Annotated in this window: 30 protein-coding genes; 13 read left to right on the top strand and 17 right to left on the bottom strand. The window is 71.0% G+C overall.

What is annotated here, in order from left to right; translation table 11 throughout:
• Nucleotides 1–112: 112 nt before the first annotated feature.
• Nucleotides 113–1,570, bottom strand: coding sequence for an MDR family MFS transporter (locus tag ABT127_RS15025; protein WP_351449057.1), 1,458 nt, complete (start codon nucleotides 1,568–1,570; stop codon nucleotides 113–115).
• Between the two features lie 84 nt (nucleotides 1,571–1,654).
• Here ABT127_RS15025 and ABT127_RS15020 point away from each other — a divergent pair, with 84 nt between their 5' ends.
• The 6 genes from ABT127_RS15020 to ABT127_RS14995 all read left to right on the top strand — a co-directional run bounded on the left by ABT127_RS15020 (nucleotide 1,655) and on the right by ABT127_RS14995 (nucleotide 9,666).
• Complete coding sequence (locus tag ABT127_RS15020; protein ID WP_351449055.1) at nucleotides 1,655–2,227, top strand: TetR/AcrR family transcriptional regulator; 573 nt, start codon at nucleotides 1,655–1,657, stop codon at nucleotides 2,225–2,227.
• Nucleotides 2,228–2,363: 136 nt separating this feature from the next.
• Nucleotides 2,364–3,866: an aldehyde dehydrogenase family protein gene (locus ABT127_RS15015; RefSeq protein ID WP_351449053.1), complete on the top strand. Its 1,503-nt coding sequence runs from the start codon at nucleotides 2,364–2,366 to the stop codon at nucleotides 3,864–3,866.
• 219 nt (nucleotides 3,867–4,085) lie between these two features.
• Nucleotides 4,086–5,636 (top strand): GMC family oxidoreductase, encoded by a 1,551-nt coding sequence (locus tag ABT127_RS15010; protein WP_351449052.1) that lies wholly within the window; start codon nucleotides 4,086–4,088, stop codon nucleotides 5,634–5,636.
• Nucleotides 5,636–6,715, top strand: a complete 1,080-nt coding sequence (locus ABT127_RS15005) for a quaternary amine ABC transporter ATP-binding protein (RefSeq protein ID WP_351449049.1) — start codon at nucleotides 5,636–5,638, stop codon at nucleotides 6,713–6,715. The genes ABT127_RS15010 and ABT127_RS15005 overlap by 1 nt, the downstream gene beginning before the upstream one ends.
• The gene (locus ABT127_RS15000) at nucleotides 6,716–8,686 is read left to right on the top strand and encodes an ABC transporter permease (protein ID WP_351449046.1); all 1,971 of its coding nucleotides are present in this window, start codon (nucleotides 6,716–6,718) and stop codon (nucleotides 8,684–8,686) included.
• A 5-nt stretch (nucleotides 8,687–8,691) separates the two neighbouring features.
• Nucleotides 8,692–9,666, top strand: a complete 975-nt coding sequence (locus ABT127_RS14995) for an ABC transporter substrate-binding protein (RefSeq protein ID WP_351449119.1) — start codon at nucleotides 8,692–8,694, stop codon at nucleotides 9,664–9,666.
• 76 nt (nucleotides 9,667–9,742) lie between these two features.
• On the opposite strand, the gene ABT127_RS14990 is transcribed toward ABT127_RS14995, so the two are convergent.
• Nucleotides 9,743–10,264, bottom strand: a complete 522-nt coding sequence (locus ABT127_RS14990; RefSeq protein ID WP_351449044.1) for a nuclear transport factor 2 family protein — start codon at nucleotides 10,262–10,264, stop codon at nucleotides 9,743–9,745.
• A 194-nt stretch (nucleotides 10,265–10,458) separates the two neighbouring features.
• On the opposite strand from ABT127_RS14990, the gene ABT127_RS14985 reads away from it, so the two are divergent.
• Complete coding sequence (locus ABT127_RS14985) at nucleotides 10,459–11,007, top strand: DUF6879 family protein (protein WP_351449041.1); 549 nt, start codon at nucleotides 10,459–10,461, stop codon at nucleotides 11,005–11,007.
• Between the two features lie 31 nt (nucleotides 11,008–11,038).
• On the opposite strand, the gene ABT127_RS14980 is transcribed toward ABT127_RS14985, so the two are convergent.
• The 3 genes from ABT127_RS14980 to ABT127_RS14970 all read right to left on the bottom strand — a co-directional run bounded on the left by ABT127_RS14980 (nucleotide 11,039) and on the right by ABT127_RS14970 (nucleotide 13,041).
• Nucleotides 11,039–11,833 (bottom strand): hypothetical protein, encoded by a 795-nt coding sequence (locus ABT127_RS14980; protein ID WP_351449039.1) that lies wholly within the window; start codon nucleotides 11,831–11,833, stop codon nucleotides 11,039–11,041.
• Nucleotides 11,834–12,052: 219 nt separating this feature from the next.
• Complete coding sequence (locus tag ABT127_RS14975) at nucleotides 12,053–12,238, bottom strand: DUF397 domain-containing protein (RefSeq protein ID WP_351449036.1); 186 nt, start codon at nucleotides 12,236–12,238, stop codon at nucleotides 12,053–12,055.
• The gene (locus ABT127_RS14970; RefSeq protein WP_351449033.1) at nucleotides 12,235–13,041 is read right to left on the bottom strand and encodes a helix-turn-helix domain-containing protein; all 807 of its coding nucleotides are present in this window, start codon (nucleotides 13,039–13,041) and stop codon (nucleotides 12,235–12,237) included. Before ABT127_RS14970 ends, ABT127_RS14975 begins: the two co-directional genes overlap by 4 nt.
• Before the next feature lie 100 nt (nucleotides 13,042–13,141).
• On the opposite strand from ABT127_RS14970, the gene ABT127_RS14965 reads away from it, so the two are divergent.
• Complete coding sequence (locus ABT127_RS14965; RefSeq protein WP_351449031.1) at nucleotides 13,142–13,582, top strand: ATP-binding protein; 441 nt, start codon at nucleotides 13,142–13,144, stop codon at nucleotides 13,580–13,582.
• Between the two features lie 11 nt (nucleotides 13,583–13,593).
• Here ABT127_RS14965 and ABT127_RS14960 read toward each other — a convergent pair whose 3' ends face one another.
• The 3 genes from ABT127_RS14960 to ABT127_RS14950 form a co-directional block, all read right to left on the bottom strand.
• The gene (locus tag ABT127_RS14960; protein ID WP_351449116.1) at nucleotides 13,594–14,361 is read right to left on the bottom strand and encodes a GNAT family N-acetyltransferase; all 768 of its coding nucleotides are present in this window, start codon (nucleotides 14,359–14,361) and stop codon (nucleotides 13,594–13,596) included.
• A gap of 137 nt (nucleotides 14,362–14,498) precedes the next feature.
• Nucleotides 14,499–14,987 carry a hypothetical protein gene (locus tag ABT127_RS14955; protein ID WP_351449029.1) on the bottom strand — a complete coding sequence of 163 codons (489 nt, stop codon included), beginning with the start codon at nucleotides 14,985–14,987 and terminating at the stop codon, nucleotides 14,499–14,501.
• A 153-nt stretch (nucleotides 14,988–15,140) separates the two neighbouring features.
• Complete coding sequence (locus tag ABT127_RS14950) at nucleotides 15,141–15,524, bottom strand: hypothetical protein (RefSeq protein ID WP_351449027.1); 384 nt, start codon at nucleotides 15,522–15,524, stop codon at nucleotides 15,141–15,143.
• A 63-nt stretch (nucleotides 15,525–15,587) separates the two neighbouring features.
• Between ABT127_RS14950 and ABT127_RS14945 the strand changes: the two genes are divergently transcribed.
• Nucleotides 15,588–16,475, top strand: coding sequence for a hypothetical protein (locus tag ABT127_RS14945; RefSeq protein ID WP_351449025.1), 888 nt, complete (start codon nucleotides 15,588–15,590; stop codon nucleotides 16,473–16,475).
• 132 nt (nucleotides 16,476–16,607) lie between these two features.
• Entirely contained in the window at nucleotides 16,608–16,988 is a 381-nt protein-coding gene (locus ABT127_RS14940; RefSeq protein WP_351449022.1) for a tautomerase family protein, read from the top strand.
• 51 nt (nucleotides 16,989–17,039) lie between these two features.
• Here the strand turns inward: ABT127_RS14940 and ABT127_RS14935 are convergent, their stop codons facing one another.
• The 7 genes from ABT127_RS14935 to ABT127_RS14905 form a co-directional block, all read right to left on the bottom strand.
• A complete protein-coding gene (locus ABT127_RS14935; RefSeq protein WP_351449019.1) occupies nucleotides 17,040–17,408 on the bottom strand; it encodes a hypothetical protein in 369 nt (122 codons plus the stop codon).
• 179 nt (nucleotides 17,409–17,587) lie between these two features.
• On the bottom strand, nucleotides 17,588–17,761 hold the full coding sequence (locus tag ABT127_RS14930; protein WP_351449017.1) for a CsbD family protein: 174 nt from the start codon (nucleotides 17,759–17,761) through the stop codon (nucleotides 17,588–17,590).
• Nucleotides 17,762–17,857: 96 nt separating this feature from the next.
• Entirely contained in the window at nucleotides 17,858–18,208 is a 351-nt protein-coding gene (locus tag ABT127_RS14925) for a PRC-barrel domain-containing protein (RefSeq protein ID WP_351449014.1), read from the bottom strand.
• A gap of 88 nt (nucleotides 18,209–18,296) precedes the next feature.
• Entirely contained in the window at nucleotides 18,297–18,683 is a 387-nt protein-coding gene (locus ABT127_RS14920; RefSeq protein WP_351449011.1) for a ribosome maturation factor RimM, read from the bottom strand.
• Between the two features lie 197 nt (nucleotides 18,684–18,880).
• The gene (locus ABT127_RS14915) at nucleotides 18,881–19,612 is read right to left on the bottom strand and encodes an isocitrate lyase/PEP mutase family protein (protein WP_351449008.1); all 732 of its coding nucleotides are present in this window, start codon (nucleotides 19,610–19,612) and stop codon (nucleotides 18,881–18,883) included.
• Entirely contained in the window at nucleotides 19,606–20,055 is a 450-nt protein-coding gene (locus ABT127_RS14910) for a carboxymuconolactone decarboxylase family protein (RefSeq protein WP_351449006.1), read from the bottom strand. Before ABT127_RS14910 ends, ABT127_RS14915 begins: the two co-directional genes overlap by 7 nt.
• Complete coding sequence (locus ABT127_RS14905; RefSeq protein ID WP_351449003.1) at nucleotides 20,052–20,582, bottom strand: carboxymuconolactone decarboxylase family protein; 531 nt, start codon at nucleotides 20,580–20,582, stop codon at nucleotides 20,052–20,054. Before ABT127_RS14905 ends, ABT127_RS14910 begins: the two co-directional genes overlap by 4 nt.
• Before the next feature lie 46 nt (nucleotides 20,583–20,628).
• On the opposite strand from ABT127_RS14905, the gene pdxR reads away from it, so the two are divergent.
• Entirely contained in the window at nucleotides 20,629–22,068 is a 1,440-nt protein-coding gene (gene pdxR / locus ABT127_RS14900) for a MocR-like pyridoxine biosynthesis transcription factor PdxR (RefSeq protein WP_351449000.1), read from the top strand.
• Between the two features lie 4 nt (nucleotides 22,069–22,072).
• Here pdxR and ABT127_RS14895 read toward each other — a convergent pair whose 3' ends face one another.
• Nucleotides 22,073–22,717 carry a M15 family metallopeptidase gene (locus ABT127_RS14895; RefSeq protein WP_351448997.1) on the bottom strand — a complete coding sequence of 215 codons (645 nt, stop codon included), beginning with the start codon at nucleotides 22,715–22,717 and terminating at the stop codon, nucleotides 22,073–22,075.
• Nucleotides 22,718–22,842: 125 nt separating this feature from the next.
• Nucleotides 22,843–23,670, bottom strand: a complete 828-nt coding sequence (locus ABT127_RS14890) for a hypothetical protein (RefSeq protein ID WP_351449114.1) — start codon at nucleotides 23,668–23,670, stop codon at nucleotides 22,843–22,845.
• Between the two features lie 105 nt (nucleotides 23,671–23,775).
• Between ABT127_RS14890 and ABT127_RS14885 the strand changes: the two genes are divergently transcribed.
• Nucleotides 23,776–24,102, top strand: coding sequence for a hypothetical protein (locus ABT127_RS14885; RefSeq protein ID WP_351448994.1), 327 nt, complete (start codon nucleotides 23,776–23,778; stop codon nucleotides 24,100–24,102).
• Nucleotides 24,103–24,110: 8 nt separating this feature from the next.
• A complete protein-coding gene (locus ABT127_RS14880; RefSeq protein WP_351448991.1) occupies nucleotides 24,111–25,298 on the top strand; it encodes a glutathionylspermidine synthase family protein in 1,188 nt (395 codons plus the stop codon).
• Nucleotides 25,299–25,303 lie beyond the last annotated feature (5 nt).

Here is a 25,303-nt window from a genome sequence, read left to right as displayed (position 1 = left end):
GTTCCCCGCGCCCCTGAGGCATGCGCTGCGCGCAGCCTCCCCTGGAGGCCGCAGGCCTTCCAGGGGCGCGGGGAACTGCGCGACCAGCCACGACGGTGGCGCGCGAAGAGGACTACCGGGGGGCGCGGGGAACTGCGCGAGACGTGGTCACCGGGGACCTGGGTGAAGGGGTCGCGGCCGGAGGCCCGGGGCGGAGGGGGACCTCGATGACGGCCAGCGCGGCGATCAGGGCCACCAGTCCGACCCCGGCCGAGACGAGGAAGATCCGGTGCGTCGCCGAGACCACCGCCTCCGCCGAACCACCCCGCGCCGTCGCACTGTTGAACAGCGAGCCGAACACGGCCAGCCCCACCGACGCCCCGATCGTGCGGAACAGGTTGCCGCTGGACGAGGCGACCCCGAGATCCTTCGGCTCCACGCTGTTCTGCGCGATGGTCAGCACCATCTGCGTGAAGAACCCCATGCCGATGCCGGTGACCGCCATGAAGAGCGAGGCCGTCGTGCGGGAGGTGTGCGTGTCCATGGTGGCGAGCAGCAGCGTGCCGACGGTGAGGAACACCCCGCCCAGCACCGGAAAGATCTTGTAGCGCCCGGTACGGGACATCACCCGCCCCCCGATCTGGGAGACGAGCACGACCGGCGCCATCAGCGGCAGCAGCAGCAGCCCCGAGCTGGTCACGGACGTGTGCTGCACGGTCTGCTGGAACAGCGGCAGATAGAGCGAGGCGCCGAACATCACGACACCCAGGGCGAACATCATCACCGAGGCCAGCCCGACATTGCGGTGCGCGAACACCCGGGGCGGAAGCACCGGCTCGGGCACCCGGCGCTGGACGAGAACGAACGCGGCGCCGGCCGCCACCGCGACCGCCATCAGCCCCACGACCTGCCAGGACCCCCACGCGTACTGCACGCCGCCCCAGGTCGTGGCGAGCACGACGGCGCTGATGGTCAGGGTCAGCAGGGCGATGCCGGGCCAGTCGATCCGGACCCGGGCGCGGTCGGCCGGGCGGTCGGCGGGCAGCATCAGCAGGCACCAGACGAAGGCGATCAGCCCCAGCGGAAGATTGAGGTAGAAGGCCCAGCGCCAGCCGAGGTGCCCGGTGACCAGGCCGCCGACGAGCGGCCCGCCGATGGTGCCCAGCGCCATCACGGCGGCGGTCATCCCCTGGTAGCGCCCGCGCTCGCGGGGCGGCACGAGGGACCCGATCAGGGCGAACGCGAGCCCGCCGAGCCCGCCGGCGCCCAGCCCCTGCACCACCCGGAAGCCGATGAGCTGGCCCATGTCCTGGGCGGCGCCCGACAGCACGGAGCCGGCGAGGAAGACGCCGATCGAGATCAGGAAGACGCGCTTGCGGCTGTAGAGGTCGCCGAGCTTGCCCCAGACCGGGGTCGAGACGGCGGTGGTCAGGGTGTAGGCGATCACGACCCACGACAGGTGGGCGGCACCGCCGAGGTCCCGGACGATCGTCGGCATCGAGGTACCGACGATGTTGTTGTCGAGCATCGACAGGAGCATCGCGAGCATCACGCCGAGCATGGCCCAGCGCACGGAGACGGATTCAGGCATGCCATCGAGAAAAGCACACTCGTTAAAAAAGTGCAACGAATCAACTTTTTGAACGGAGCAACCAAAGGGGGGTAGACTGCGACCATGACCGTCGAACCCCTGGGCCGCCGCGAACGCAAGAAGGCCGCCACCCGCCAGGCCCTCGCCGACGCCGCGCTGCGGCTCTTCCTGGAGCACGGGTACGACAGCGTCGGGATCCGCGACATCGCCGAGGCCGCCGACGTCTCCACGACCACCCTGTTCAAGCACTTCTCCGGCAAGGAGGCCCTCGTCTTCGACCTCGACGAGGGGCAGGAGGAGGACCTCGTCGCGGCGGTCCGGGACCGCCCCGAGGGCCGTACGATCCTCCGGTCGCTGCGCGAACTCGCCCACCGCTACCAGGAGTTGGACCCCTCCGACGCCGACGCGGCGCGCTTTCGCGAACTGGTCGACGGCACCCGGGCGCTGCGCGAGTACGCCGAGCGGATGTGGCTGCGGCACCGCACCGCGCTGGCCCGCGCCATCGCCGAGGACACCGGCGCGCCCGAGGGCGATCCGGCGAGCGAGGCGCTGGCGGCCTTCGCGCTCCAGGCGATCCGCGTGGGCGACAGTCCCGAGGGCGTCGACATCGCCTTCGACATCCTGGAGCGCGGCTGGGGCGCCACCCGCGCCGCGTGACACAGCGCACTTCTGCCGACCGTTCACGCATGTTCTCCGCACCCCCGGGCAGGGGCCATCGACGTCACCCCTGAACAAGCCGACCGGCTGTTCGCGGTGCACGGGGGCAGCTCATGAACGGAAGGCGAAGCAGGACGTGTCAGCACAACAGACCATCCATGTCGGCGGAGAGTGGCGCGGTGCCGCCTCCGGGGCGAGCCGCGAGATCATCGATCCAGCGGATGCCGCGCCGTTCGCCGTGATCGCCGAGGGCGGCGCCGAGGACGCGGACGCCGCGATCGCCGCGGCCCGCCTGGCCTTCGACGAGGGCCCCTGGCCGCACACGCCCGTCGCCGAGCGCGCCGCGCTGCTGCGCCGGGTCGCCGACCTCCTCGTACGGGACCGGGAGAAGATCGGCCTCCTGGAGAGCCGGGACGCCGGGAAGACCGTCGAGGAGGGCCGCGTCGACGTCGACTGCGTCGCCGACGCCTTCCGCTACTTCGCCGACCTCGTCGTCGGGGAGGGTGCCGGACGCGTCGTCGACGCCGGCTCCGACGACATCCACAGCGTCGTCGTGCACGAGCCCGTCGGCGTCTGCTCGATGATCACGCCGTGGAACTACCCGCTGCTCCAGGCCAGTTGGAAGATCGCCCCGGCGCTCGCCGCGGGCAACACCTTCGTGATCAAGCCGAGCGAGATCACCCCGCTGACCACGGTGGTGCTCGTCGAGCTGCTGGCCGAGGCCGGACTCCCCGACGGCGTCGCGAACCTGGTCACCGGGCCGGGCGCCACCGTCGGCGCGCGCCTCGCCGACCACCCCGACGTCGACCTCGTCTCCTTCACCGGCGGCCTGGTCAGCGGCACGAAGGTGGCCCAGGCCGCCGCCGCGTCCGTGAAGAAGGTCGCGCTCGAACTCGGCGGCAAGAACCCCAACGTCGTCTTCGCCGACGCCTGCGAGACCGAGGACGGCTTCGACACCGCAGTCGACCAGGCGCTGAACGCCGCGTTCATCCACAGCGGCCAGGTCTGCTCCGCCGGGTCCCGGCTCATCGTCGAGGAGTCGGTGCGCGAGCGCTTCGTCGCCGAACTCGCCCGGCGCGCCGAGCGGATCCGCCTCGGCCGCGGCACCGAGAAGGGCGTCGAGTGCGGGCCGCTCGTCAGCGAGCAGCAGCGCGACAAGACCGAGTCCTTCGTCGCCTCCGCCCTCGCCGAGGGCGCCGTGCCCCGGTGCGGCGGCAAGCGCCCCGAGCCCGGCGACGTACGCCCGGCGAGCGGCTACTTCTACGAGCCGACCGTTCTCGACCAGTGCCACCGCGAGATGCGCGTCGTGCGCGAGGAGACCTTCGGGCCGATCCTCACCGTCGAGACGTTCCGCACCGAGGACGAGGCCGTCGCGCTCGCCAACGACACCGAGTACGGGCTCGCGGGCGCCGTCTGGACCGCCGACGCGGGGCGGGCCCGCCGGGTCGCCGGGCGGCTGCGCCACGGCACCGTCTGGATCAACGACTTCCACCCCTACCTGCCGCAGGCGGAGTGGGGCGGCTTCGGCAAGAGCGGCGTCGGCCGCGAGCTGGGTCCCGCCGGGCTCGCCGAGTACCGCGAGACCAAGCACATCTACCAGAACCTGGCGCCGCGGCCGGTGCGCTGGTTCGCGGGCTGAGCTTTCCCGGTCGTCGGTCGGGTGCCGGCCGGTGGGGCTTCTCGCGCAGTTCCCCGCGCCCCTGAGGCGAGCTCCGCTCGCCCAGGGGAAGGCGGCGCGAAGCGCCTGCCTTCAGGGGCGCGGGGAACTGCGCGACCAGCCCCCACCGGCCCGCGGCCGCCCCACCACCGAACCCCCCACCATCACGCGCAGTACCTTGCAACCCAACGGAGTTGACGCATGCCGGAAAACCCCGAACAGCCCCAGCACACGTACGACTACGTCATCGTCGGCGGCGGCACCGCCGGATCGGTGATCGCCTCCCGCCTCACCGAGGACCCGAACGTCACCGTCGCCGTCATCGAGGGCGGCCCCAGCGACATCGGCCGCGACGACGTACTGACGCTGCGCCGCTGGCTCGGCCTGCTCGGCGGCGACCTCGACTACGGCTACACCACCACCGAGCAGCCGCGCGGCAACTCGCACATCCTGCACAGCCGCGCCAAGGTGCTCGGCGGCTGCTCGTCGCACAACACCCTCATCTCGTTCAAGCCGCTGCCCGGCGACTGGGACGAGTGGGCCGCCGCGGGCGCCGAGGGCTGGGACCACCGGGCGATGGACCCCTACTTCGGCAAGCTGCGCAACAACATCGTCCCCGTCGACGAGCAGGACCGGAACGCCATCGCCCGCGACTTCGTCGAGGCCGCGCAGGCGGCGACCGGCGTGCCGCGCGTCGAGGGCTTCAACAAGGGCCCCTTCAAGGACGGCGTCGGCTTCTTCGACCTCGCCTACCACCCCGAGAACAACAAGCGCTCGTCCGCGTCGGTGGCGTACCTGCACCCGCACATGGAGGCCGGTGACCGCCCCAACCTGACGCTCATGCTGGAGACGTGGGCGTACCGGCTGGAGTTCGTCGACGGTACGCGCGCCAGTGGCGTGCACGTCCGCACCGCGGACGGCGAGGAGAAGCTCGTCTCGGCGCGGCGCGAGGTCGTCGTCTGCGCCGGGGCCGTCGACACCCCCCGCCTGCTGCTGCACTCCGGCATCGGCCCGAAGGCCGACCTGGAGAAGCTCGGCATCCCCGTCCTGCACGACCTGCCCGGCGTCGGCGAGAACCTGCTCGACCACCCGGAGTCGGTCATCGTCTGGGAGACCGACGGGCCGATCCCCGACAACAGCGCCATGGACAGCGACGCGGGCCTGTTCGTCCAGCGCGACCCCGAGGCCGCCGGCCCGGACCTGATGTTCCACTTCTACCAGATCCCGTTCACGGACAACCCCGAGCGGCTCGGCTACGAGAAGCCCGAGCACGGGGTGTCCATGACGCCGAACATCCCCAAGCCCAAGAGCCGCGGCCGCCTGTACCTGACCAGCGCGGACCCCGAGGCCAAGCCCGCCCTCGACTTCCGGTACTTCACCGACGAGGACGACTACGACGGGCGGACCCTCGTCGACGGCATCCGCATCGCCCGCGAGATCGCGAAGACGCAGCCGCTGGCCGGCTGGCTCACGCGCGAGGTGTGCCCGGGCCCCGACGTCACCGGTGACGAGGAGCTGAGCGAGTACGCCCGCAAGGTCGCGCACACCGTCTACCACCCCGCCGGCACTTGCCGAATAGGGGCCGCTGACGATGAACTCGCGGTGGTCGACCCCGAGTTGAGGGTCCGCGGGCTGCAGTCCATCCGTATCGCCGACGCGTCCGTCTTCCCGACGATGCCCGCGGTGAACCCGATGATCGGGGTGCTCATGGTCGGGGAGAAGTGCGCCGAGATGATGGGTGGTGATGCGTGATGAGTACAGCCACTGAAGCACGTACGGAGACGGGGACCGAGACCGTCTTCTCCGTCCGCAACCTGTGGAAGGTCTTCGGCCCGAAGGCCGAACGCGTGCCGCAGCAGCAGGAGTTGGCGGATCTCGACGCCGCCGGGCTGCGCGAGCGGACCGGCTGCACGGCCGCCGTCCGCGACGTCTCCTTCGACGTCGAGCGCGGCGAGGTCTTCGTCGTCATGGGCCTGTCCGGCTCCGGCAAGTCCACGCTCGTACGCTGCCTGACCCGGCTCATCGAACCCACCTCGGGCGAGCTGGCCATCGACGGCGAGGACGTCCTCGCCATGGACAAGTCGCGGCTGCGCACCCTGCGCAGGCGCCGCGCCGCCATGGTCTTCCAGCACTTCGGGCTGCTGCCGCACCGCACCGTCCTCGACAACGTCGCCTACGGCCTGGAGATCCAGGGCGTCGGCCGTGCCGAGCGGCGCGCCAGAGCCGCCGAGGTCGTCGCGAAGGTCGGCCTGGAGGGCCTGGAGTCGCGCCGCCCCGGCCAGCTCTCCGGCGGCCAGCAGCAGCGCGTCGGCCTGGCCCGTGCGCTCGCCGTCGACCCCGAAGTCCTGCTGTTCGACGAGCCGTTCAGCGCGCTCGACCCGCTGATCCGGCGCGACATGCAGGAGGAGGTCGTGCGGCTGCACCGCGAGGAGGGCCGCACCATGGTCTTCATCACCCACGACCTGACCGAGGCGCTGCGCCTGGGCGACCGCATCGCCCTGATGCGCGACGGCCGCATCGTGCAGCTCGGCACGCCCGAGGAGATCGTGGGCGCGCCCGCCGACGACTACGTACGGGAATTCGTCCGCGACGTCCCGCGCGAGCAGGTCATGACCGTGCGCCGGATCATGCGCCCCGCCGACAACGACGAGGCCGAGCGCGGCGCGGCCGTCGCGCCGGACGCCACGGTCTCGGAGGCCATCGAGGCCGTCGCGCGCACCGGCTTCGCGGTACGGGTCATGGACCGGGGCCGCTGCCTGGGCATCGTCGACCACGAGCGGCTGATCGCGGCCGTGGGCGGCGCCCCCGCCACGGGCGAGGAGGCGGTATAGATGACCGCCGCCGTCTCCGCCGCGCCGCCGTCGAAGGACAGCACGGGCGTACTCAAGAACCTGACGTCACGTCACCGCAAGTTCGGCAAGCTCCTGTTGCTCGCCGTCGCCGCGGCCGTCCTCGTGCCGATCGCCACCGCCCACTGGTCCGGGGCGGCCTGGCCGCACGCCCTCACCGTCGACGTGTCCGAACCGCTCGGCAAGGCCAGCGACTGGATCATCGACAACCGTGACAGCTCCCCGCTGTTCCTGTACTTCCTCGGCCACATCAGCAACGCGCTCATCGTCGCCATCCGCGCCGTCTACGTCGTGCTGCTCGCCGCCGGCTGGGCGGGCGTCACCGCCGCCGCCGGCCTGATCGCCTGGCGCGTCGCCGGCTGGCGCCTCGCCGCGTCCGCCGTCGTCGCCTTCCTGGCCTGCGGCGCCCTCGGCATGTGGATCCCGACCATGCAGACGCTCGCGCTGATGGTCGTCGCCGTACTCGCCTCGGTCGTCCTCGGCGCCCTGCTCGGCCTCGCCGCGGGCCTCAGCGAGCGCATGTACCGCATCCTGCGCCCGGTCCTCGACACCATGCAGGTGCTGCCCGCGTACGCCTATCTCCTGCCGGTCGTGCTGATCTTCGGCATGGGCGTCCCGGCCGCGGTGCTCGCCACCGTCGTCTACGCGGCGCCGCCCATGGCCCGGCTGACCGCGCTCGGCCTGCGCTCCGCCGACGGCGGTGTCATGGAGGCCGTCACCTCGCTCGGCGCCACGGCCCGCCAGCGCCTGCTCTCCGCGCGCCTGCCGCTGGCCCGCAAGGAACTCCTCCTCGGCCTCAACCAGACGATCATGATGGCCCTCTCCATGGCCGTCATCGCCTCCGTCATCGGCGCCGCCGGTCTCGGCGACCGCGTCTACCAGGCGCTCGCCTCGGTCGACGTCGGCGCCGCGCTCGCCGCGGGCATCCCGATCGTGCTGCTCGCCGTCGTCCTCGACCGTGTCACCGGCGCGGCGGGCGAGAAGCTCGGTTCGCACGAGGCGCCGGCCCGCTGGAAGTGGGGCGTCGTCGCGGCCGGCACGGTCGTCGTCGCCCTCGTGGCCCGTTTCGCCGACCGTCTCGACTGGCCGGACGCCTGGGTCGTCAACATCGCGCCGTCCGTGAACGACGCCGTCGACTGGATGACCGACCACCTCTACACCGGCGTCCCCTACGTCGGCGGCACCGCCGACTGGGCCGCGCACTTCACCACCTGGATCCTCGACCCGGTCCGCTCGGGCCTGACCTGGCTCCCGTGGTGGTCCGTCCTGCTGATCGTCGCCGCGCTGGCCTGGCTGATCGGCACCTGGCGCACCGCGCTGACCGCCGTCCTCGCGATGGCCGCGATCGGCTACCTCGGCGTGTGGAAGGCCTCCCTCGACACGCTCTCCCAGGTCCTCGCCGCCGTCGCCGTCACCCTGGTCCTCGGCTTCGCCGTCGGCATCGCCGCGGCCCGCAGCAACCGCTTCGAGCGTCTGCTCCGCCCGGTCCTGGACGTCTTCCAGACGATGCCGCAGTTCGTGTACCTGATCCCGGTCGTCGCCCTGTTCGGCGTCGGCCGCGCCCCGGCCGTCGCCGCGGCCGTCGTCTACGCCCTTCCGGCCGTCGTCCGCATCACCACGCAGGGCCTGCGCCAGGTCGACCCGGCCGCGCTGGAGGCGTCCCGCTCGATGGGCGCGACCACGCTCCAGCAGCTGCGCCAGGTCCAACTCCCGCTCGCCCGGCCCGCCTTGCTCCTCGCCGTGAACCAGGGCGTCGTCCTGACCCTCGCCGTCGTCATCATCGGCGGCCTGGTCGGCGGTGGCGCGCTCGGCTACGACGTCGTGTTCGGCCTCGCCCAGGGCGACCTGGCCACCGGTCTGGTCGCCGGTGCCGCGATCGTCTGCCTCGGCCTGATGCTGGACCGGGTGACGCAGCCGACGGGCCGCCGCACGCACGAAGGAAAGGGGGCGTGAGCTTCATGAAGCGCACTCATCGCCACGCTGCCGTGGTCGCCGCCTCCGGAGCCCTCCTGGCCGTGACCGGCCTGACCGGCTGCGGCGCGGCGGACATGACGAAGCAGTCGTCGCCGTTCGCCAACGCCAAGGGCGCCAAGACGGTGACCCTCTCGGTCCAGTCCTGGGTCGGCGCCCAGGCCAACGTGGCCGTTGCCCAGTACCTGCTGGAGCACGAACTGGGCTACCGCGTCGACACCGTCCAGGTCGACGAGGTCCCCGCCTGGGACGCCCTCAGCCAGGGCCGCGTCGACGCGATCCTGGAGGACTGGGGCCACCCCGACCAGGAGGCCCGCTACGTCAAGGACAAGAAGACCATCGTCGCGGGCGGCGGCCTCGGCGTCACCGGCCACATCGGCTGGTTCGTCCCGACGTACTTCGCGAAGCAGCACCCGGACATCACGAGCTGGAAGAACCTCGACAAGTACGCGGATCAGCTCAAGACCGCCGAGAGCGGCGGCAAGGGCCAACTCCTCGACGGCTCACCGTCGTACGTCACGAACGACAAGGCCCTCGTCCAGAACCTGAAGCTGGACTACCAGGTCGTCTTCTCCGGCTCGGAAGCCGCGCAGATCACCCAGATCAAGCAGTTCGCGAAGCAGAAGAAGCCGTTCCTGACGTACTGGTACACCCCGCAGTGGCTGTCGCAGCAGGTCCCGATGACGGAGGTGAAGCTGCCCGCGTACAAGGAGGGCTGCGACGCCGACCCGAAGAAGATCACCTGCGCGTACCCGACGACCCCGCTCCAGAAGTACCTCAACGCCGACTTCGCCAAGTCCGGCGGAGAGGCGTCCGCCTTCCTGAAGAAGTTCCACTGGACGACGGACGACCAGAACGAGGTCTCTCTCCTGATCGCCGACAAGAAGCTGTCGCCGGAGGCGGCGGCGAAGAAGTGGGTGGACGGTCACCGGTCCACGTGGAAGGCGTGGCTGGGCAAGTAATCCGCCCGGCCCGCGACATGTGGCCCCCTGGCAGCCCGTACGGGCCGGCAGGGGGCCTTCGTGTGTCCCCCGCCGCTCAGCCCGACGGCTGGTTCTCGTTCAGCCCTGCGACGCGGGTGGCGGTCTCCTCCGGCAGGACCGGCGGCTCGCCCGTGGTCCAGACGGCGCGCACGGACATGTGGCTGACGCGCCACCCGCTGTCGGTGCGTCGGACCGTCCCCTCGTAGATCCCGCCCACCGTGAACAGGGGATTGCTGCCCGTGCCCCGTGCCCGGAGGGTGGAGTCCAGGTGCACGTGGGTCATGTGGGCGTTCCAGGAGACGGTGGCGGTGCGCCCGCCCGGTGCTGCCCGGACGACGACATCGGAGGAGCTGTGCAGGGTGGCGGCGAACCGGCCGACAGCCTCCTCGGCCTGACGCACCGCGGCGGCGCCCTCGGCCGCGCCGACCGGTGTCGTCGTCCGCAGATCGTCGGTGAAGAAGGCTCCGGCCCAGCCGTCGTCGAACCGCCGCTCGTCCAGGGCCCGGAAGAAGGCGCTGACAAGCGTGCTGATCTCGAAGTGGTCCTGATTGCTCACCGCACGGGTCATCTCGTCCATGGCCCGATCGTTCGTCCTCAACTCCACTTGAGGTCAAGCCCTCCTCGGTGGCTGATCCGGCAGTACGGCGGCATGGCACACTCCGCTCATGTCGGTGCTTTCCGGCCACAGGCGCCCGGAAGCCTTGTACCGGACTCGCGGTCAGGGCGATGGTCCTGCAAGGCTGCGCGATCGGTCCGACTCCGGAGGCAGGTATGGAACCAGGATTCATCGGGAGCGGCGACGCCCCCGGCTTCGAGGAGCTGCTCGCCGCCGCCCGGTACTCGGCGTGCCATCTGCAGATGCGCGACGTCTACGGGGTCGCTGACGAGCCGGACGGCTTCGAGCGCTGGGAGCGGACCGGTGAACGCGACACCGACCCGCGCTCGGCGTACTGGGCACCGTGGGTGGAACTGATCGGCCGCGCCGCCGCCCGGGGCATCAGAACGCGCCGGGCACGCATCGTCTCCGAGCCCGTCACTCCGTACATCGCGTACGAGCACGCGGGGACCTCCGTCAACGTACGGGCCGGTGAGAACGTGCGCTGGCTCCCGCGACGCCAGGCATCGGACATCGCCCTGCCGGGCAACGACTTCTGGCTCTTCGACCGGGCCGCGGTCCTGTTCAACCACTACACGGGGACCGGCGACCGGAGCGAGCCGAAGGGGGAGGTCCGCACCGAGCCGACGGTCATCCAACTGGCGGCCAGCGCCTTCGAGACGGTGTGGGAGCGCGGTGTCCCGCACGAGAAGTACAGCCTGTGAAACCGGCTGGGTGGAGCGGCGCCCCCGACTGTCAGCCGGCACCCCGGCACGGCCTGCACAGCCCGCCCGGCAATGCCTCCGGCCGCCCCGGCCGCCCGCAGTCCGTGCACTCCACGAGCGTGCGGTGCGTCGACGGTACGGGCACGTGGGCGGCCCGCGCGCGCTGCGGCGGCAGCTTGTCGCGGAGGCGGACGGCGACGAAGGCACGGGGCGAGTGGACGGTGGCGGGCAGGCCGCCGGTCATGGCCTGGGTGAACAGCTGCGGGTCGGGCTCGCGGGCGATCCACTCGGCGGCGGCCGCTTCCAGCGTGGCGCAGTCAGCCGCCGAGAGCGTCAACCGGGGATCACGGAGCCCGAGTTGGGCGAGGCGTCGGTAGGCGACGGAGCGGGGATTCGGCTGTTCCGGTTCGTCGTGTTCGGGCTCCGGTACGTCACCGTCGAGGAACCGGGCCCACCAGTCGTCCTCGCGTGCGACGCGGGACCAGTACGTGTGGAACACCCAGCGGGTCGTGCCGTTCTCGGCGCCGGGTTCGGAGAGACGCCGTACGCGGCGCAGGTGCCCGGCGGCGGACAGCTCGTTCAGCGCGCTGCGCACCGCCGCCTGTCCGTAGAGGGGCTGGGCCTTCGCGAGCGTCTTCGCGTCTATGGCGCCTTGCTCGGGGAGCGCGTCGATGAACCCGGCCAGGTAACGGGCCCGGAGCGGGAGATGCGCGAAGGAGTCGCGGCGCAGGGGGCCTTGGTCCGGGGTGCCGCGTTTTCCGTAGCCGGGGTTGGCCAGGGGGTGTGCGGGGGAGGGCAGCGCGGAGATAGTGTTTTCGGTAGCCACGGGATCGCTTCCAGTTCGATCTTGCGGTCAGACCCCGGCAGGTGTTGGTAGCACCTGACCGGGGTTGTTTGTTGCCGCGAACGCTAGAGGGTGGCGACGTTGTGTCGCAACCTGAACGCGGAAAGTGACGCTCCTTGGCCAACAGGGCGGGTGGGAGGGTGGGTTGAGACCCGACCACCCATTCCTTACAGGCAGCGCTCGGGTATCGGGGCTCGAAGCTCAGGCGGTACGAGCGTGCGCCAGGAAGGCGTTCCAGGCGGGCGCGGAGGCGCTGAAGGTGGGGCTCTGGGGCCCGAGCTTCGAGTCGCGGAGGTGAATGCGGGTGGAGCAGGTGGCGGCTTCGAGGCATTCGCCGCCCTGGCTGTCGCTGTAGCTGGACTTGAACCATGTCAGGCTGGCGTTCAAAGCTGCTGCGCCACCTCTCTGATGAACTCGGCCGAACTCTTGGGGTTGAGAGCGTGCATGCGGATCATGTCATGGGCCCGGCTGAGCTGACTGACCTTGTCCGCGTCGGCGTACAAGGTGCTGGTCTCCGGACTTTCGACGTACGCATAGTGTTCGTGATCGGCTGTCTCCAGGAGTGTGATGGGGCCGTTGAGGGCGACGCCGTACGCCTGCCCGTAGCGCAGTACCTGGATCTTCACGTTGCGCGCTTCTGTGACGGCCAGCAGATGGAGAAGCTGCTTCTGCATCACCTCGGGCGCGCCCGCCTCCGACCGCAACGCGGCTTCGTAGACGATGAAGCTGAACATCACGCCCGTACGCGTCGTAAGGGCTTCCTGACGCTTGAGCCGCCAGGCGACTCGTTCCGCGACGGTTTCGTCGTCGAGCGGCGGGTAACTTTCGCTGATCAGCGCATGCGCGTACTCAGCCGTCTGAAGCAACCCGGGTACGAGCAGGGGCTGGTACGAGCTGATGGCGATGGCGTCCTTCTCCAACGCCATGTACTCCTGCGATCGCTGCGGATGCGGCTCAGGCTTCAGGAACTCTTGGGCGGCGATGAGTTTGCCACCCGCGTTGCACATCTGATCGGCGATCTGGAGCAGCCGGATGGTGGGCTTCCGCCGCCCGTTCTCCATGGACTTGACGTACTCGCAGCCGTACCCGGCCTCCTTGGCCAGTATCTCGCGGTCGACGCCCGCCTCGGTGCGCCACAACTTGATCTGACTACCGCAGTAGCGCCACGCGAGATTCGTCTCGGCTGACATCGGCACGCACCACTTCCCTCAGGGGCCACGACAGGTACAACTACCCGAAGTACATGCGCCGTTACTCCCGAGCGTACGCGCGGACCGGGACGGTGAACGCATGCAGACCACACCGCCGACGCAACTCCCCCAGGACATCGAGTGGCGCCTGCCGCGTGACGCGCGGAGTGTGCGCAGAGCGCGCCTGCTCTTCCGGGAGACGGCGGCGCGCTGGGCGCTGCCCACAGATGTCACGGACACGGCGGAACTGCTGCTCAGCGAGCTGATGACGAACGCGTACCGCCACGCGAAGGTCCCGGTGGGCCGGGAGATCAGGGCGCGGGCGACGCTGACGGAGAACACCCTCCGGGTAACGGTGACGGACGCGAGCGACGTACTGCCGACCCCGCGCTCGGCGTCCCCGGAGGAGGAGTCGGGGCGGGGGCTGGCGCTGGTGGAGATGCTGGCGGGGGAGTGGGGCGCGGAGGTGCGCGACTGCGGGGTGGGCAAGTCGGTGTGGTTCGAGCTGATCCGCGTACCGGGAGAGAAACCGGAAGCGTAGGTGCTCAGGGCTCAGGCGTTGATGATGGCGTGTTCGGTGAACCGGCCGCAGGCGCGGAACCCCAGGCGGCGGTAGACGGGCTCGCCGTCGGCCGACGCCTGGAGGACGGCGATGCGGTGATCGCGGTCGCGGGCCGCGCGGAGTGCCGCGAGCGTGATGGCGCCTCCGTAGCCCCGGCGGCGGTCGGCGGCGAGGGTGGAGATGTTGTAGATACCGGCGACTCCCGCGTGGTGGAACACTTCGGCGGAGCAGACCGGGCGCCCGTCCACGTAACCGACCAGATATTGGGCCGGAGAGTGCGCGGCCGGCGCCTCCGGGGCGGCCTGGGCGAAGAAGCGGCGGACGGTGGCGGCGGGTGGATCCCAGTTCGCGGCGAGAACCAGGGCGTAGTCGGCGAGTTGGTCGGGCGTGGCCACGCTCTGGATGTCCAGCTCCGGGATGTCGGGGGTCGGCGGCGAGGAGTCGAGTTCGGCCCACATGGCCGTCTCGTGCTCGGACGCCGGCAGACCGGCCGCGGTCAGACGGTCGCTGAGATCGGGAGGTGTGGAGGCGGGCCCCACCCACCAGGAGAAGGTGCGGCCGGTGCGGGCCAGAGCCTCAGTGGTCTCGGCGATACGTGCCGTGGCGTCGGCGGCGGTGAAGCGGGCCGCGGCGACGATGTTGAAGGTGTCGTCGTCAAGACCGCTGTCGGCGACCAGTAGCCCGCGCCCCTCCGTGACGGTCGCACCGGCCATGTTCCGGTGCAGGTGACAGGCGTGCTCCGCCAGATTCCGTTCCATCCTGTCGAGCAGGCCGGCTTCGCCGAGTGTGTCGGGGGAGTGATCGTCCATAGTGGCCGATCACAGCACGGCCGGATGACGATCGCCCACGATTTTGTGCTGCCCGCCCGCGGCGTTGCGCCATCTCCTCCGCGACGTCATGGGGACTGGGGCCGCCGGAACTTGGGTCGCCCCCAGGAGGCCGTGAGGAAGTAGGCCCACCAGACCGGGTTGAGGGAGGTGAACCACTTTCCCCTGTCGGCCAAGTACGTCTCCCAGTAGGCGTCCTGCGCCTCGACCGATCCGACCTGGTCGGGATCACAGGGGTCGAAGGTGGACACCAGATCCCGGACGGTGACCGGCCGCCACCGGTGAAGGACGTAGACCACCCATGATCCTTGCGAGGCGGCGAGCCCGGACGGCCGTACGTCGACACGGGCACCGTTGCAGCAGACCTTCACCCCTCGGGGTGCCAGCTCCGCGCGCATGCTGCGCAGGGCATCGAAGACATCGTCGCCCTCAGCGGAACACTCACTCCCCGCGGGCGACCGCAGGGTGAGAACCCACGGCCCGTCCCCTTCGACGACGAGCCTCCACCGGACGACCTGCCCGTCGACCTGTACGCGCACAGGAAGTTCGTCGACCATGTCGGGCACCCCGAGCCTCTCGCGAGCGACGTGGAAGATCTGCTCATGCAGGACGATACGGCCGGGCCGGGCGCCACGGACCGCGAACTCGACCGCGGATCTCGGCGACTTCGCGGAGCGCGGCGGCACCTCTTGGTATCAACTGCTGCCCGGCTACGGGACCGTCGCGCGGAAGAGAGCAAGAAGATCCTGGGCCGGCAGGCCGTCCGCGTCGAAGAACTGTGTGGTCAGCGCGGGTGGCACGGCCGTTCCGTGCATGCGGACCTCGTGACAGCTGAAACAGAACGCCGCCTCGAACAGCGCCAGGTCGAGGGAGTCCTCGTACGCCCGGATGCTCCAGCCCGGTGAGAACCCGCAGCGGTGCTGTTCACTCCCGGACAAGCTCTCGATCAAGCCCAAGGCGTCGGCGGCCTCACTTCCGACCCAGTGGGCGACCACCCTGCCGGGGTACGGGGCGTCTGGCTCGGCCGGGAGGGCGGAGATCCGCACGACCTCGATCAGCGCAGCGGCGGCAACGGCTTCGGCGGGGAGTCGCATGCGCGCAGTCTGCCCGCCGCGCAACGGCTCGGCGAGAGTGGGCTCCGGGGGTAGCTTGCCGCCATGTGCATATCGACGGGTGCGGCGGAGTTCTCCGGCACGATCGCGTACTGCGGCAGGCAGCACCATCCGGAGCACGGGCTCATCCACGTCCTCGGCTACCAGAACACGGCGGTCAATCTGGCCGACGGCCCGAACGCCATGCTGCTGCACGTGCCGACCAGGCGGCTCACCCCGCAGCACTTCCTGTCCACCGGCCGCGACGGTGACGTCCTGCGCCGCATGGTGGCCGCGGTCGAGGACGCCGAGGCGGCGGCGGACGGCATCGCGTGGATGAGCGCGGAGCCGAGTGCGGTCCAGATCTTCGACCACGACGTCTACACGGTGCTCCTGGCGGACGATCCGACCGCGATCAACGCCGCGCTGGGACGAGTACCGCAGCACAGACGACCCCACCTCGCCCCGGACCTACTGGACTTCTACGCGTCCCACTACCCCGACCACACCATCGCGGTGTGCTGCTTCGACAACGCGGACGCGCAGCGCGCCAAGCCCCTGCTGCTCTGGTACCCGCCCCTGGACCCCGACCGCCTGACCGTCCCCGCCCTGGACAGCCACACCGGCAAGGCCCCCGACCTCGACGCCATGGTCCCCGTGGACCACTGGATCCTCTTCTCCACCGACGAGTCCCCGCCCGCCTGGGGCGCCCCCGTCACCCACCCCACGGCCCTGCGCCACCGCACCCGCGCCTTCCTCCCTGCCGCCGTGGTCGGCCGGCACTACGGCGCTGAACAGCCTTTGCCCAACGGCGACTTCTCCATCAGCCACCGTGACCTGTTGTCGGGCGACCTGGACGGAGTCGAGCGCGTCGCCGGAACAGGGTTGGTGAAGACCATCAGGGCCCGGACGCCCTCTCTGGGTGACCGTGGCCATCACGGCGAAAGAGGGTGACAGATGTTCAACCCGGCTGCGGTTCCGTGTCGGTGAGGCCCGGACTCGTTTCGGTAGCGCCCATCCCGACTGTACCTACAGGTATGTACAGTGGCTGCAAGGTGCCGCAGACCGACCTTGGAGGGACGTGCCATGCCATTCGTCCGCATCGACGCCATGCACTGTGACGCGACGCGCCTGAGGGCTCTGGGCCGGGCCGTCCACGATGCGCTCGGCGAGACGATGGGGTTTCCCGAGGAGGACCGCTTCCAGGTCCTGACCGCGCACGACGGAGAGCGGGGTCTGCTGCGCCACGGAACCTATCTCGATGTTCCCCGCGACGACGGCATCGTGTACGTGGCGATCACCCTGCGCGCGGGCCGACCGGCCGCGCAGAAGCAGGCGTTGTACCGGCGTGTGTCCGAACTCGCCGAGGAGTACGCGGCCGTGGAGCCGCGCAACATGTTCATCGTGCTGACGGAGAACTCGCATGCGGACTGGTCCCTGGGCCACGGCGAGGCCCAGTACCTGTAAGAGGCGCGCCGAAGGGCCCCGGACCGGTCCGGGGCCCTTCCGAGAGGCGTTCTAGAGCTCCGCGACAGCGGCGCGTGCGAGGGTGCGTGCGGCCGCGGAACGGTCGGACTTCTTGGCCTTGGAGTCGCTCAGGGTCTTCGCGGCCCGGGTCAGGATCTTCTTGCCCGGCTTCTTCGGCGGCGACTGGGACAGCGCGCTGGCGGCCGCCTTCTTCTCCGTCTTCGTCGCGCTGCGGGACGCCACCGTGCTGCCCGCGCCGGTGGCGGCCTTCTTCCCGGTCTTTCCCGATGCCTTCTTGCTGCCGGAGGTCTGCGACAGGGCGCTGGCGGCCGCGGTCTTCGCCGATCCGGTCCTGCTCTTCTTCGTCGCCTTCGCGGCGGCCGTAGCGGCCTTGGGCTTGGTGTTCTTCTGACCTGCCATGTGCGCTTCCCCTCTCGTGTCGGCCGCCCGGCGGAGGTCTGCTCCGTCGGGCGGCCGACTGTCGATCCAGATCCGTTCGCTGGCGTGGTTGGTCACGAATGCCGAGGAGGGGGACGACATCGCCATCGTTGTCGTCCCCCTCCGGCTGCGGTCGGCAGACCGCCGGCGGCGCCCTGCCGTCAGTCCTTGAAGACGTCCTTGACCTTCTCCTTGGCCTGGCGCGCGTCACCCTGCACCTGATCGGCGCGGCCCTCGGCCGTCAGCCGCTCATTGCCGACCGCGCGTCCCGCGGTCTCCTTGACCTTGCCCTTGGCCTGCTCGGTCTTCGCCTGGGCCTTCTCGTCTGCAGCCATGTCAGTCCTCTCGGTGAACGCTGTTCCGCTCGGCGGTCGGTCAGAAATGTTGCTCTGCGGTCCAGGCGCGCACGGTCAGCGCCTGGACGGAGGGTTTCAGCGGCGGGCGAGCCGCCGGGAGCCACCGGGAACGACCTGGAGGCCGTAGTGCCCGAAGAGCTCGGGCTCCATGTCCGCGGTGAGCTCGCCGTCCGTGTCGATGGACGGGGCGTCCTTCACCTTCTGCTTCGGCCAGGCCACCTTGACGTACGAAGGGGCCACCTTTGCCGAGCCGAGGGGGACGAAAGAAATTCGCTTTCGCGTCGGCAGACCGATGGTCACGGCGGCGAAAGAGGGCCGGTCGTCGGAAGTGTCGACGTACACCGACTCCAGAGTGCCGATTTTGTGACCCTCTACGTCGACGACATCCTGGTCGCGCCAGTCACGTATATTCTCGGCGACGAACAAAGCGTCCAGCTCCTAGATTCGTTCGCATTCTCCGGCAATTGAATTTCGTGCGGAGGCACGGCACATCGAACCGGAGTCGTCGTCCCGCTCAGATGCGGCCCGGGCCGGGAGTGCCGGGGGTGCCGGGCGTGCGGTGCGAGCCGTAGTGGGTGCCGACCTGCTGGTGGTAGTCGGCGTTGCCCAGGTGCTTCTCCTTGTCGAACTCCGGCGCGCTCTTGATCTCGTCCTTGGAGCGCGAGACCTGGATCGTCTTGGCCTCGGCGTCGACCGACGTGATGGTGCCCGCCGGCAGGAGGACCTCCTTGCCGAAGATCCAGACGCCCGTGTCGACGACGATGTACTGCGAGTCGACGTCGGCGGAGTGCTTGTCGACCTTGCCGATGTGCCCGTCGGTGGCCTCGACCTTGAAACCGGTCAGGTCCGATCCGGTGGCGTACCCCGAAGTGGCCGAGTAATTCCAGATGTTCTCAGTCATCAGCAAACCTCCGTGCGGGAAACTGTGTCGAATGCGGCGATCCGTGAACCGCGCACCAACCGAGTGGCCACTCACGGCCCAGGCAAACAAGACCGATGGAGATTTTCTGAATTTGCTGTGCACACGCCATTCCCGGCGACTGCGCCGGGGCGCCCCCGGACAGCGCCGCTCGGCCGCCCGTGCCGGCCCGGAACGCGTTACTCCCCGCGCAGAATCCCGTCCGCGATCCCCCGCACCGCCTCCGCGGCCCTCCGCTGCACCCCCGGCCCGAACGTGATCCGGGTCGCCCCCGCCGCTCCCCACTCCCGCAGCACCGAACCGTCCGCCGGTGCGCCCGCGTTGATCGGGCCCTCGATCGCGGCGCGCAGGCGCGGCAGGGCCGTCAGAGGGGCGCCGATCGGGTAGACGCAGTCGGCGCCCGCCGCGATGTAGAGGCGGGCTCGCTCGATCGCCCCGGCGACGGGGTCGGCGGTGCCCCTGATGAACGTATCGATACGGGCGTTCAGCACGAGCGCGTCGCCCGCCGCTGCCCGCACCTCCGCCAGCCAATCGGCGTGCGCGCGCGGGTCCTTGAGGCCGTCGGGGCGGGTCGAGTCCTCCAGGTTGCAGCCCACGGCACCCGTTTCCAGGAGGCGGGCCACCAGTTCCTTCGGGGGCAGCCCGTAGCCGTCCTCGATGTCCGCGCTGACCGGCACCGACACCGAGCGCACGATGCGCCGCACCGCCGCGAACATCTCGTCGGCGGGTGTGGACCCGTCCTCGTGGCCGAGCGATGCCGCGACCCCCGCGCTCGGCGTCGCGAGCGCGGGAAAGCCCGCCTCCTCGAAGGCGCGGGCGCTCGCCGCGTCCCACGGGCCGGGCAGGACCAGCGGGTCGCCGGGGGAGCGGTCGTGGTGCAGGGCGCGGAACGCCGCGGCCGCGTTCACCATGCGGGGCCTCCCGGCTCGATGCGGCGGGCGACCATGAGGCGGTTCCAGCTGTTGATGACCGTGATCACCGCGATGAGATGGGCGAGTTGGGGCTCGGCGAAGTGCTTGGCCGCGCTCTCGTAGGCGTCGTCCGGGACGAAGCCGTCCGTCAGGACCGTGATCGCCTCCGTCAGGGCCAGCGCCGCCCGCTCCCGCTCGCTGTACAGGTCACCGGCCTCGCGCCAGGCGTTGAGCAGGGCGATCCGCTTCGCGCTCTCGCCGTTCTTCTCCACCGCGACGTCCACGTGCATGTCCAGGCAGAACGCGCACGCGTTGATCTGCGAGGCGCGGATCATCACCAGCTCGGCGAGGACCGGATCGCCGAGGCCGCGCTTGGCCGCGGCGCCCGCGGACTGGAGCGCGCGGAGGACCCCCGGCTCCAAGTGGCTGGTCCGTGCGGTCACTTGGCGGCCTGCGGCTTGTAGTGACCGGCGACCATGCGGGTGGTCACGCCGAACCGGTTCCAGGCGTTGATCGTCGTGATCGCCGCGATGAGCTGGCTCAGCTCGGCCTCGTCGTAGACGCGGGCCGCCTCCTCGTACACGTCGTCCGGGACGAAGCCGTCCGTCAGGACCGTGATCGCCTCCGTCAGCGCCAGCGCCGCGACCTCCTTCTCCGTGTAGAAGTGCCGGCTCTCCTCCCACGCGCTGAGCTGCACGATCCGCTCGACGCTCTCGCCCGCCGCCAGGGCGTCCTTGGTGTGCATGTCGAGGCAGAACGCGCAGTGGTTCAGCTGCGAGGCGCGGATCTTGACCAGCTCGAACGTCACCGGGTCCAGGCCCTTACGGGCGGCGGTGTCCAGCTGGATCATCGCCTTGTAGACCTCGGGGGCGTGCTTCGCCCAGGCCAGGCGCGGGGTGTGCTCGTGAACGTACTCGGACGTGCCGTTGTTCGGGGTGCTGCTGTTCGGGGTGCTGCTATTCGTGGTCATGCTGCGAGCCTACGAAGCCAGTAGCCCACGTGTATGGTCCATTTCCATGGCAAACGAGTGGGCCACTTCGCCGTCCGGGCAGGCGCTCGGCATCGATCTGCACATCGAGCCCACCGGCGCGTCCGGGCTGCGGCGCGGGCTGACCGACGCGCTGCGCGAAGCCGTACGCGGCGGACGCCTGGCCCCCGGGACCCGGCTGCCCTCCTCGCGCACCCTCGCCGCCGACCTGGGCATCGCCCGCAACACCGTCGCCGACGCCTACGCCGATCTCGTCGCCGAGGGGTGGCTCACGGCGCGGCAGGGGTCCGGCACCCGGGTCGCCGAGCGGCCCGTCGAAGCGCCCCGACCGGCCCCCGGCCCGGCCCGCCGGGCCACCGGGCCGCTGGTCCACAATCTCCAGCCCGGCAGCCCCGACCTCGCCTCCTTCCCGCGCGCCGCATGGCTCAAGGCCGCCCGGCGCGCCCTGACCGCCGCACCGAACGACGCCCTCGGCTACGGCGACCCGCGCGGACGCCCCGAACTGCGGGCCGCGCTCGCCGGGTATCTCGCCCGGGCCCGCGGGGTGCACGCCGATCCCGAGCGGATCGTGATCTGCTCCGGCTTCGCGCACGGGCTGATGCTGCTGGGGGAGGTGCTGCGCGGGCGGGGAGTCGCCGATGTCGCCGTCGAGTCGTACGGGCTGCCTCCGCACTGGCTGATCCTGACCCGCGCCGGGCTGCGGACACGGCCGCTGCCGCTCGACGAACTCGGCACCGAGGTACAGGGGCTGGGGGCGGCCGGGGCCGTGCTGCTCACGCCCGCGCATCAGTTCCCGATGGGCGATCCGCTCCATCCCGACCGGCGGGCCGCCGTCGTGGACTGGGCACGGCGCACCGGCGGACTGGTCATCGAGGACGACTACGACGGGGAGTTCCGCTACGACCGGCAGCCCGTCGGCGCGCTCCAGGGGCTCGACCCGGACCGGGTCGTCTATCTCGGCACCACCAGCAAGTCGCTCGCCCCGGGGCTGCGGCTGGGGTGGATGGTGCTGCCGCCCGGCCTCGCCGACGAGGTGGCCGCCGCCAAGGGGGTCAGCGACTGGTCGTGCGGGGTGCTCGACCAGCTGACCCTCACCGAGTTCCTGAACTCCGGTGCCTACGACCGTCATCTGCGCGGGGCGCGGCTGCGCTATCGCAGGCGCCGGGACCAGCTCGTCGCCGCGCTCGCCGAACGGGCGCCGTCGGTCCGGGTCACCGGCATCGCCGCCGGACTGCACGCCGTGCTCCCGCTGGCACCCGGCACCGAGGACTCCGTGGTGCGGGCCGCCGCCTGGCAGGGGCTCGGCGTGGTGGGCCTCTCCAGTTACCGGCATCCCGATGCCGATGCCGATGCCGATGCCGATGCCGCGGCCGGGGGCCCGTCCGACGCCCTGGTCGTCGGGTACGGGACGCCTCCGGATCACGGGTGGAGCGGGGCGCTGGACGCGCTGTGCCGGGTGCTGCCCTAGGGCGTCAGCGACCGTTCGCGGAGAAGTGCTGATAGTCCGGGTGCGCCCAGCGGCCGCCCCACTGCCAGCCGACCTTGCGCATCGCCGTCGTGATCACGTCGCCGCGCTTGATCATTCCCTTGACCGGCCGGTCCCGCCGCAGGTACGGGCGGCCCGCGGGCGGGTACACGCGGCCCGCCGTGTCGACGTAGGGGTTCTCCAGTGTGTTGATGTCGATCGCGTTGCCGTACGAGTGCTGGGACAGCTTGCCCGGGCTTCCCGTCACGGCGCGGCAGTTGAAGGCGGAGGTGTTGTCCTGCTTCATCGCGGCGGTGTCGCTGCCGCGGTACGCGGCCATCACCTTCATGCGGCGGATCGGGAACTTCGCGGTGAAGGCCCGGCCGAAGACGTACAGCATCGGGTTCACGGCCTCGCGGCTCACGATCAGTTCGCCGCGGTGGATCCTGCCGTCGAAGCCCCAGTGGTTCATCCGGATCAGGCGGAGCCGTCCCGGCGGGACCGGGCAGCCGCGGCGGTAGGTGTGGGTGAGCTTCGCGCCGGGGACGGCGGTGACCACGGCGTTCAGGGTGGGCTTGGCGGGGGTCGGCTGTGCTTGGGCGGGGGTGAGGGTGGGGAGCAGGAGGGCTGTGGTGAGGGTGAGGGCTGTCATCGCGGAGCGGGGTACCGGGTGCACTCGGTGACCCTAAATGTGGTGCTTTGTGGATCCCGGTAGATCGGTGTCGCGTTCTGGGCGCGGCGCCGTCGTGGCGACCAGCCCCCACCGGCCCGCAGACGTCACTCCCGCGCGGCCGGCGCCTCCCCGAACCGGGCCAGAGCCAGCGCGGCCGCCACGGCCACCCCGAACCCCACCACCCCCACCCATCCGAACCCGTCCCGCGTCCGGTCGCCCAGCCACACCACACCCACCAGCGCGGGCCCGACCGTCTCCCCGATCACCATCCCGGCCGTCGCCACCGTCACCGACCCCCGCTGCAGCGCCGACGTCAGCAGCAAGAACGCCGCGCCACCGCCCACCAGCAGCGCGTACACCGCCGGGTTCGTCAGCAGCGACCCCGGCGACACGTCGTCGATCAGGCGGACGCTCACCTCCACCACCCCGAACCCGAACCCCGCGCCGAGCCCCAGCGCGAGCGCCCGCCCCCGCCCGGGCAGCCGTCCCGCCACCACCCCGACCCCGAGCACCCCGACGGCCACCCCGAGCATCGCCCACCGCAACGCGTCCGACCCGGCCCGCTCCCCCTCCGTGCCGGAGGCCAGCGCCAGCAGCGCCAGCCCGGCGCACACCGCCGCCACGGCACCCCACTCGGCCCTGCTCAACCGCACCCGCAGCAGCCGCGCCGCGACCACCGCGGTGACGGCGAGACTCGCGGCGAGCGCCGCCCCCACCGCGTAGATCGGGATGCTGCGCAGCGCCACGACCTGGAAGACGAACCCGACCCCGTCCAGCCCGAGCCCCGCGGCATAGCGCCACTGCCGCAACGCCCGTACCAGCAGAGCCGGATCGACCCCCGACCCGGTTCCCGGCGGAGCCGCCCGCGCGGCCATCGCCTGGAGCACCGAAGCCGTTCCGAAACAGACCGCCGAAGCCAGCGCGCAGAGCATTCCCAGAGTCACAGGGGGAATCTAGGGGTACTCGGATGCGCGGCCACGGAAGGCGCTCTCTACGCTGGGCGCCGACACGCACCACGGGACACGGGGGAACCACCGATGACAGACAGCACCACCCGACGGCGCCTGCGTTCGGGCACCGTCGTGCTCGGCGGCGTGGGACTGCTCGCCGCCGCCCTCACCGCCTGCGACTCCGACCCGGACAAGCGCTGCGTCGACCGCGACAGCTACACCACCGGAAAGGGCTACAAGGTCGTCGACGACAAGTACTGCAAGAGCGGTTCGTCGTCGACGGGCGGCGCCGGCTGGTACTACGGCGGCTCCAAGAGCGGCAGCCGCGTCGAGAGCGGATCGTTCAGCAAGTCCTCCGGCGGCTCCGGCGTCTCGCGCGGCGGGTTCGGCGGCAAGGGCGGATCGGGCGGCTGAGCCGGACCATGCGCAGACACCGGATCACCCCGCGTCCCGACTGGCAGCGGACCGTGGAGGAGCAGGGGCTCATCTACCCGCTGACCCGCCACCCGGACGACTCCCTGCGCCCGTACTGGGACGAGAGCGCCTACTACGAGTTCTCGCTGCCCGAGGTCGAGGCGCTGGAGGAGGTCGTGGAGGAGCTGCACGCGATGTGCCTGGCCGCGGCCGGGCACATCGTGGACGCCGGCCGCTTCGCCGACCTCGGCATCACCGACCCGCGCGTCGTGCGCGCGGTCACCGAGTCCTGGCACCGGCGCGCCGAACTCCCCTCCCTGTACGGCCGGTTCGACCTCCGCTACGACGGCACCGGCCCGGCGAAGCTCCTGGAGTACAACGCCGACACGCCCACCTCACTCGTCGAGGCGGCGAGCCCCCAGTGGTTCTGGATGGAGGAGCGCTTCCCCGGCGCCGACCAGTGGAACTCCCTCCACGAGCGACTCGTCGACGCCTGGAAGCGGCAGGCGGACCTGCTGCCGCCCGGCAGCCCCCTGCACTTCGCCCACTCCGCCGCCGACGAACTCGGCGAGGACCTGATGACCGTCGGCTACTTGAAGGAGACCGCCGAACAGGCGGGCCTCGCCACCGACTGGATCTCGATGGAGGAGATCGGCTGGGACGGCCTCTCGGGCCGCTTCGTCGACAACCAGCTCCGCTTCATCCGCAGCTGCTTCAAGCTGTACCCGTGGGAGTGGCTGACCACGGACGCGTTCGCCGAGCACGTCCTGGACACCCTCGACAACGGCGGTGGCACCGGCAGCACCCTGTGGATCGAGCCCGCCTGGAAGATGCTCCTCAGCAACAAGGCGCTCCTTGCCGTCCTGTGGGAGCTGTACCCGGACCACCCGAACCTGCTGCCCGCCTACGTCGACGGCCCCCGCGACCTCGCCACCACCACCGGGTACGTCGCCAAGCCGCTGCTGGGCAGGGAAGGGGAGGGCGTCACCCTGCACGAACCCGGGTCCGTGCCTACAGCCCTCCCCGAAGAGCCTTGCTGCTACCAGGAGTTGGCGCCCCTGCCCGACTTCGACGGCAACCGCACCGTGCTCGGCGCCTGGGTCGTCGAGGGGGAGGCCGCCGGACTCGGCATCCGGGAGTCGGCGGGCCTCGTCACCGACGGATACGCCCGCTTCCTCCCGCACGTCATCCTCTGATCCCC

Source organism: Streptomyces sp. NPDC001904 (assembly GCF_040297005.1).
In the GTDB taxonomy this organism is placed as follows: domain Bacteria; phylum Actinomycetota; class Actinomycetes; order Streptomycetales; family Streptomycetaceae; genus Streptomyces.
This window is presented reverse-complemented; position numbering and strand designations above follow the sequence as displayed.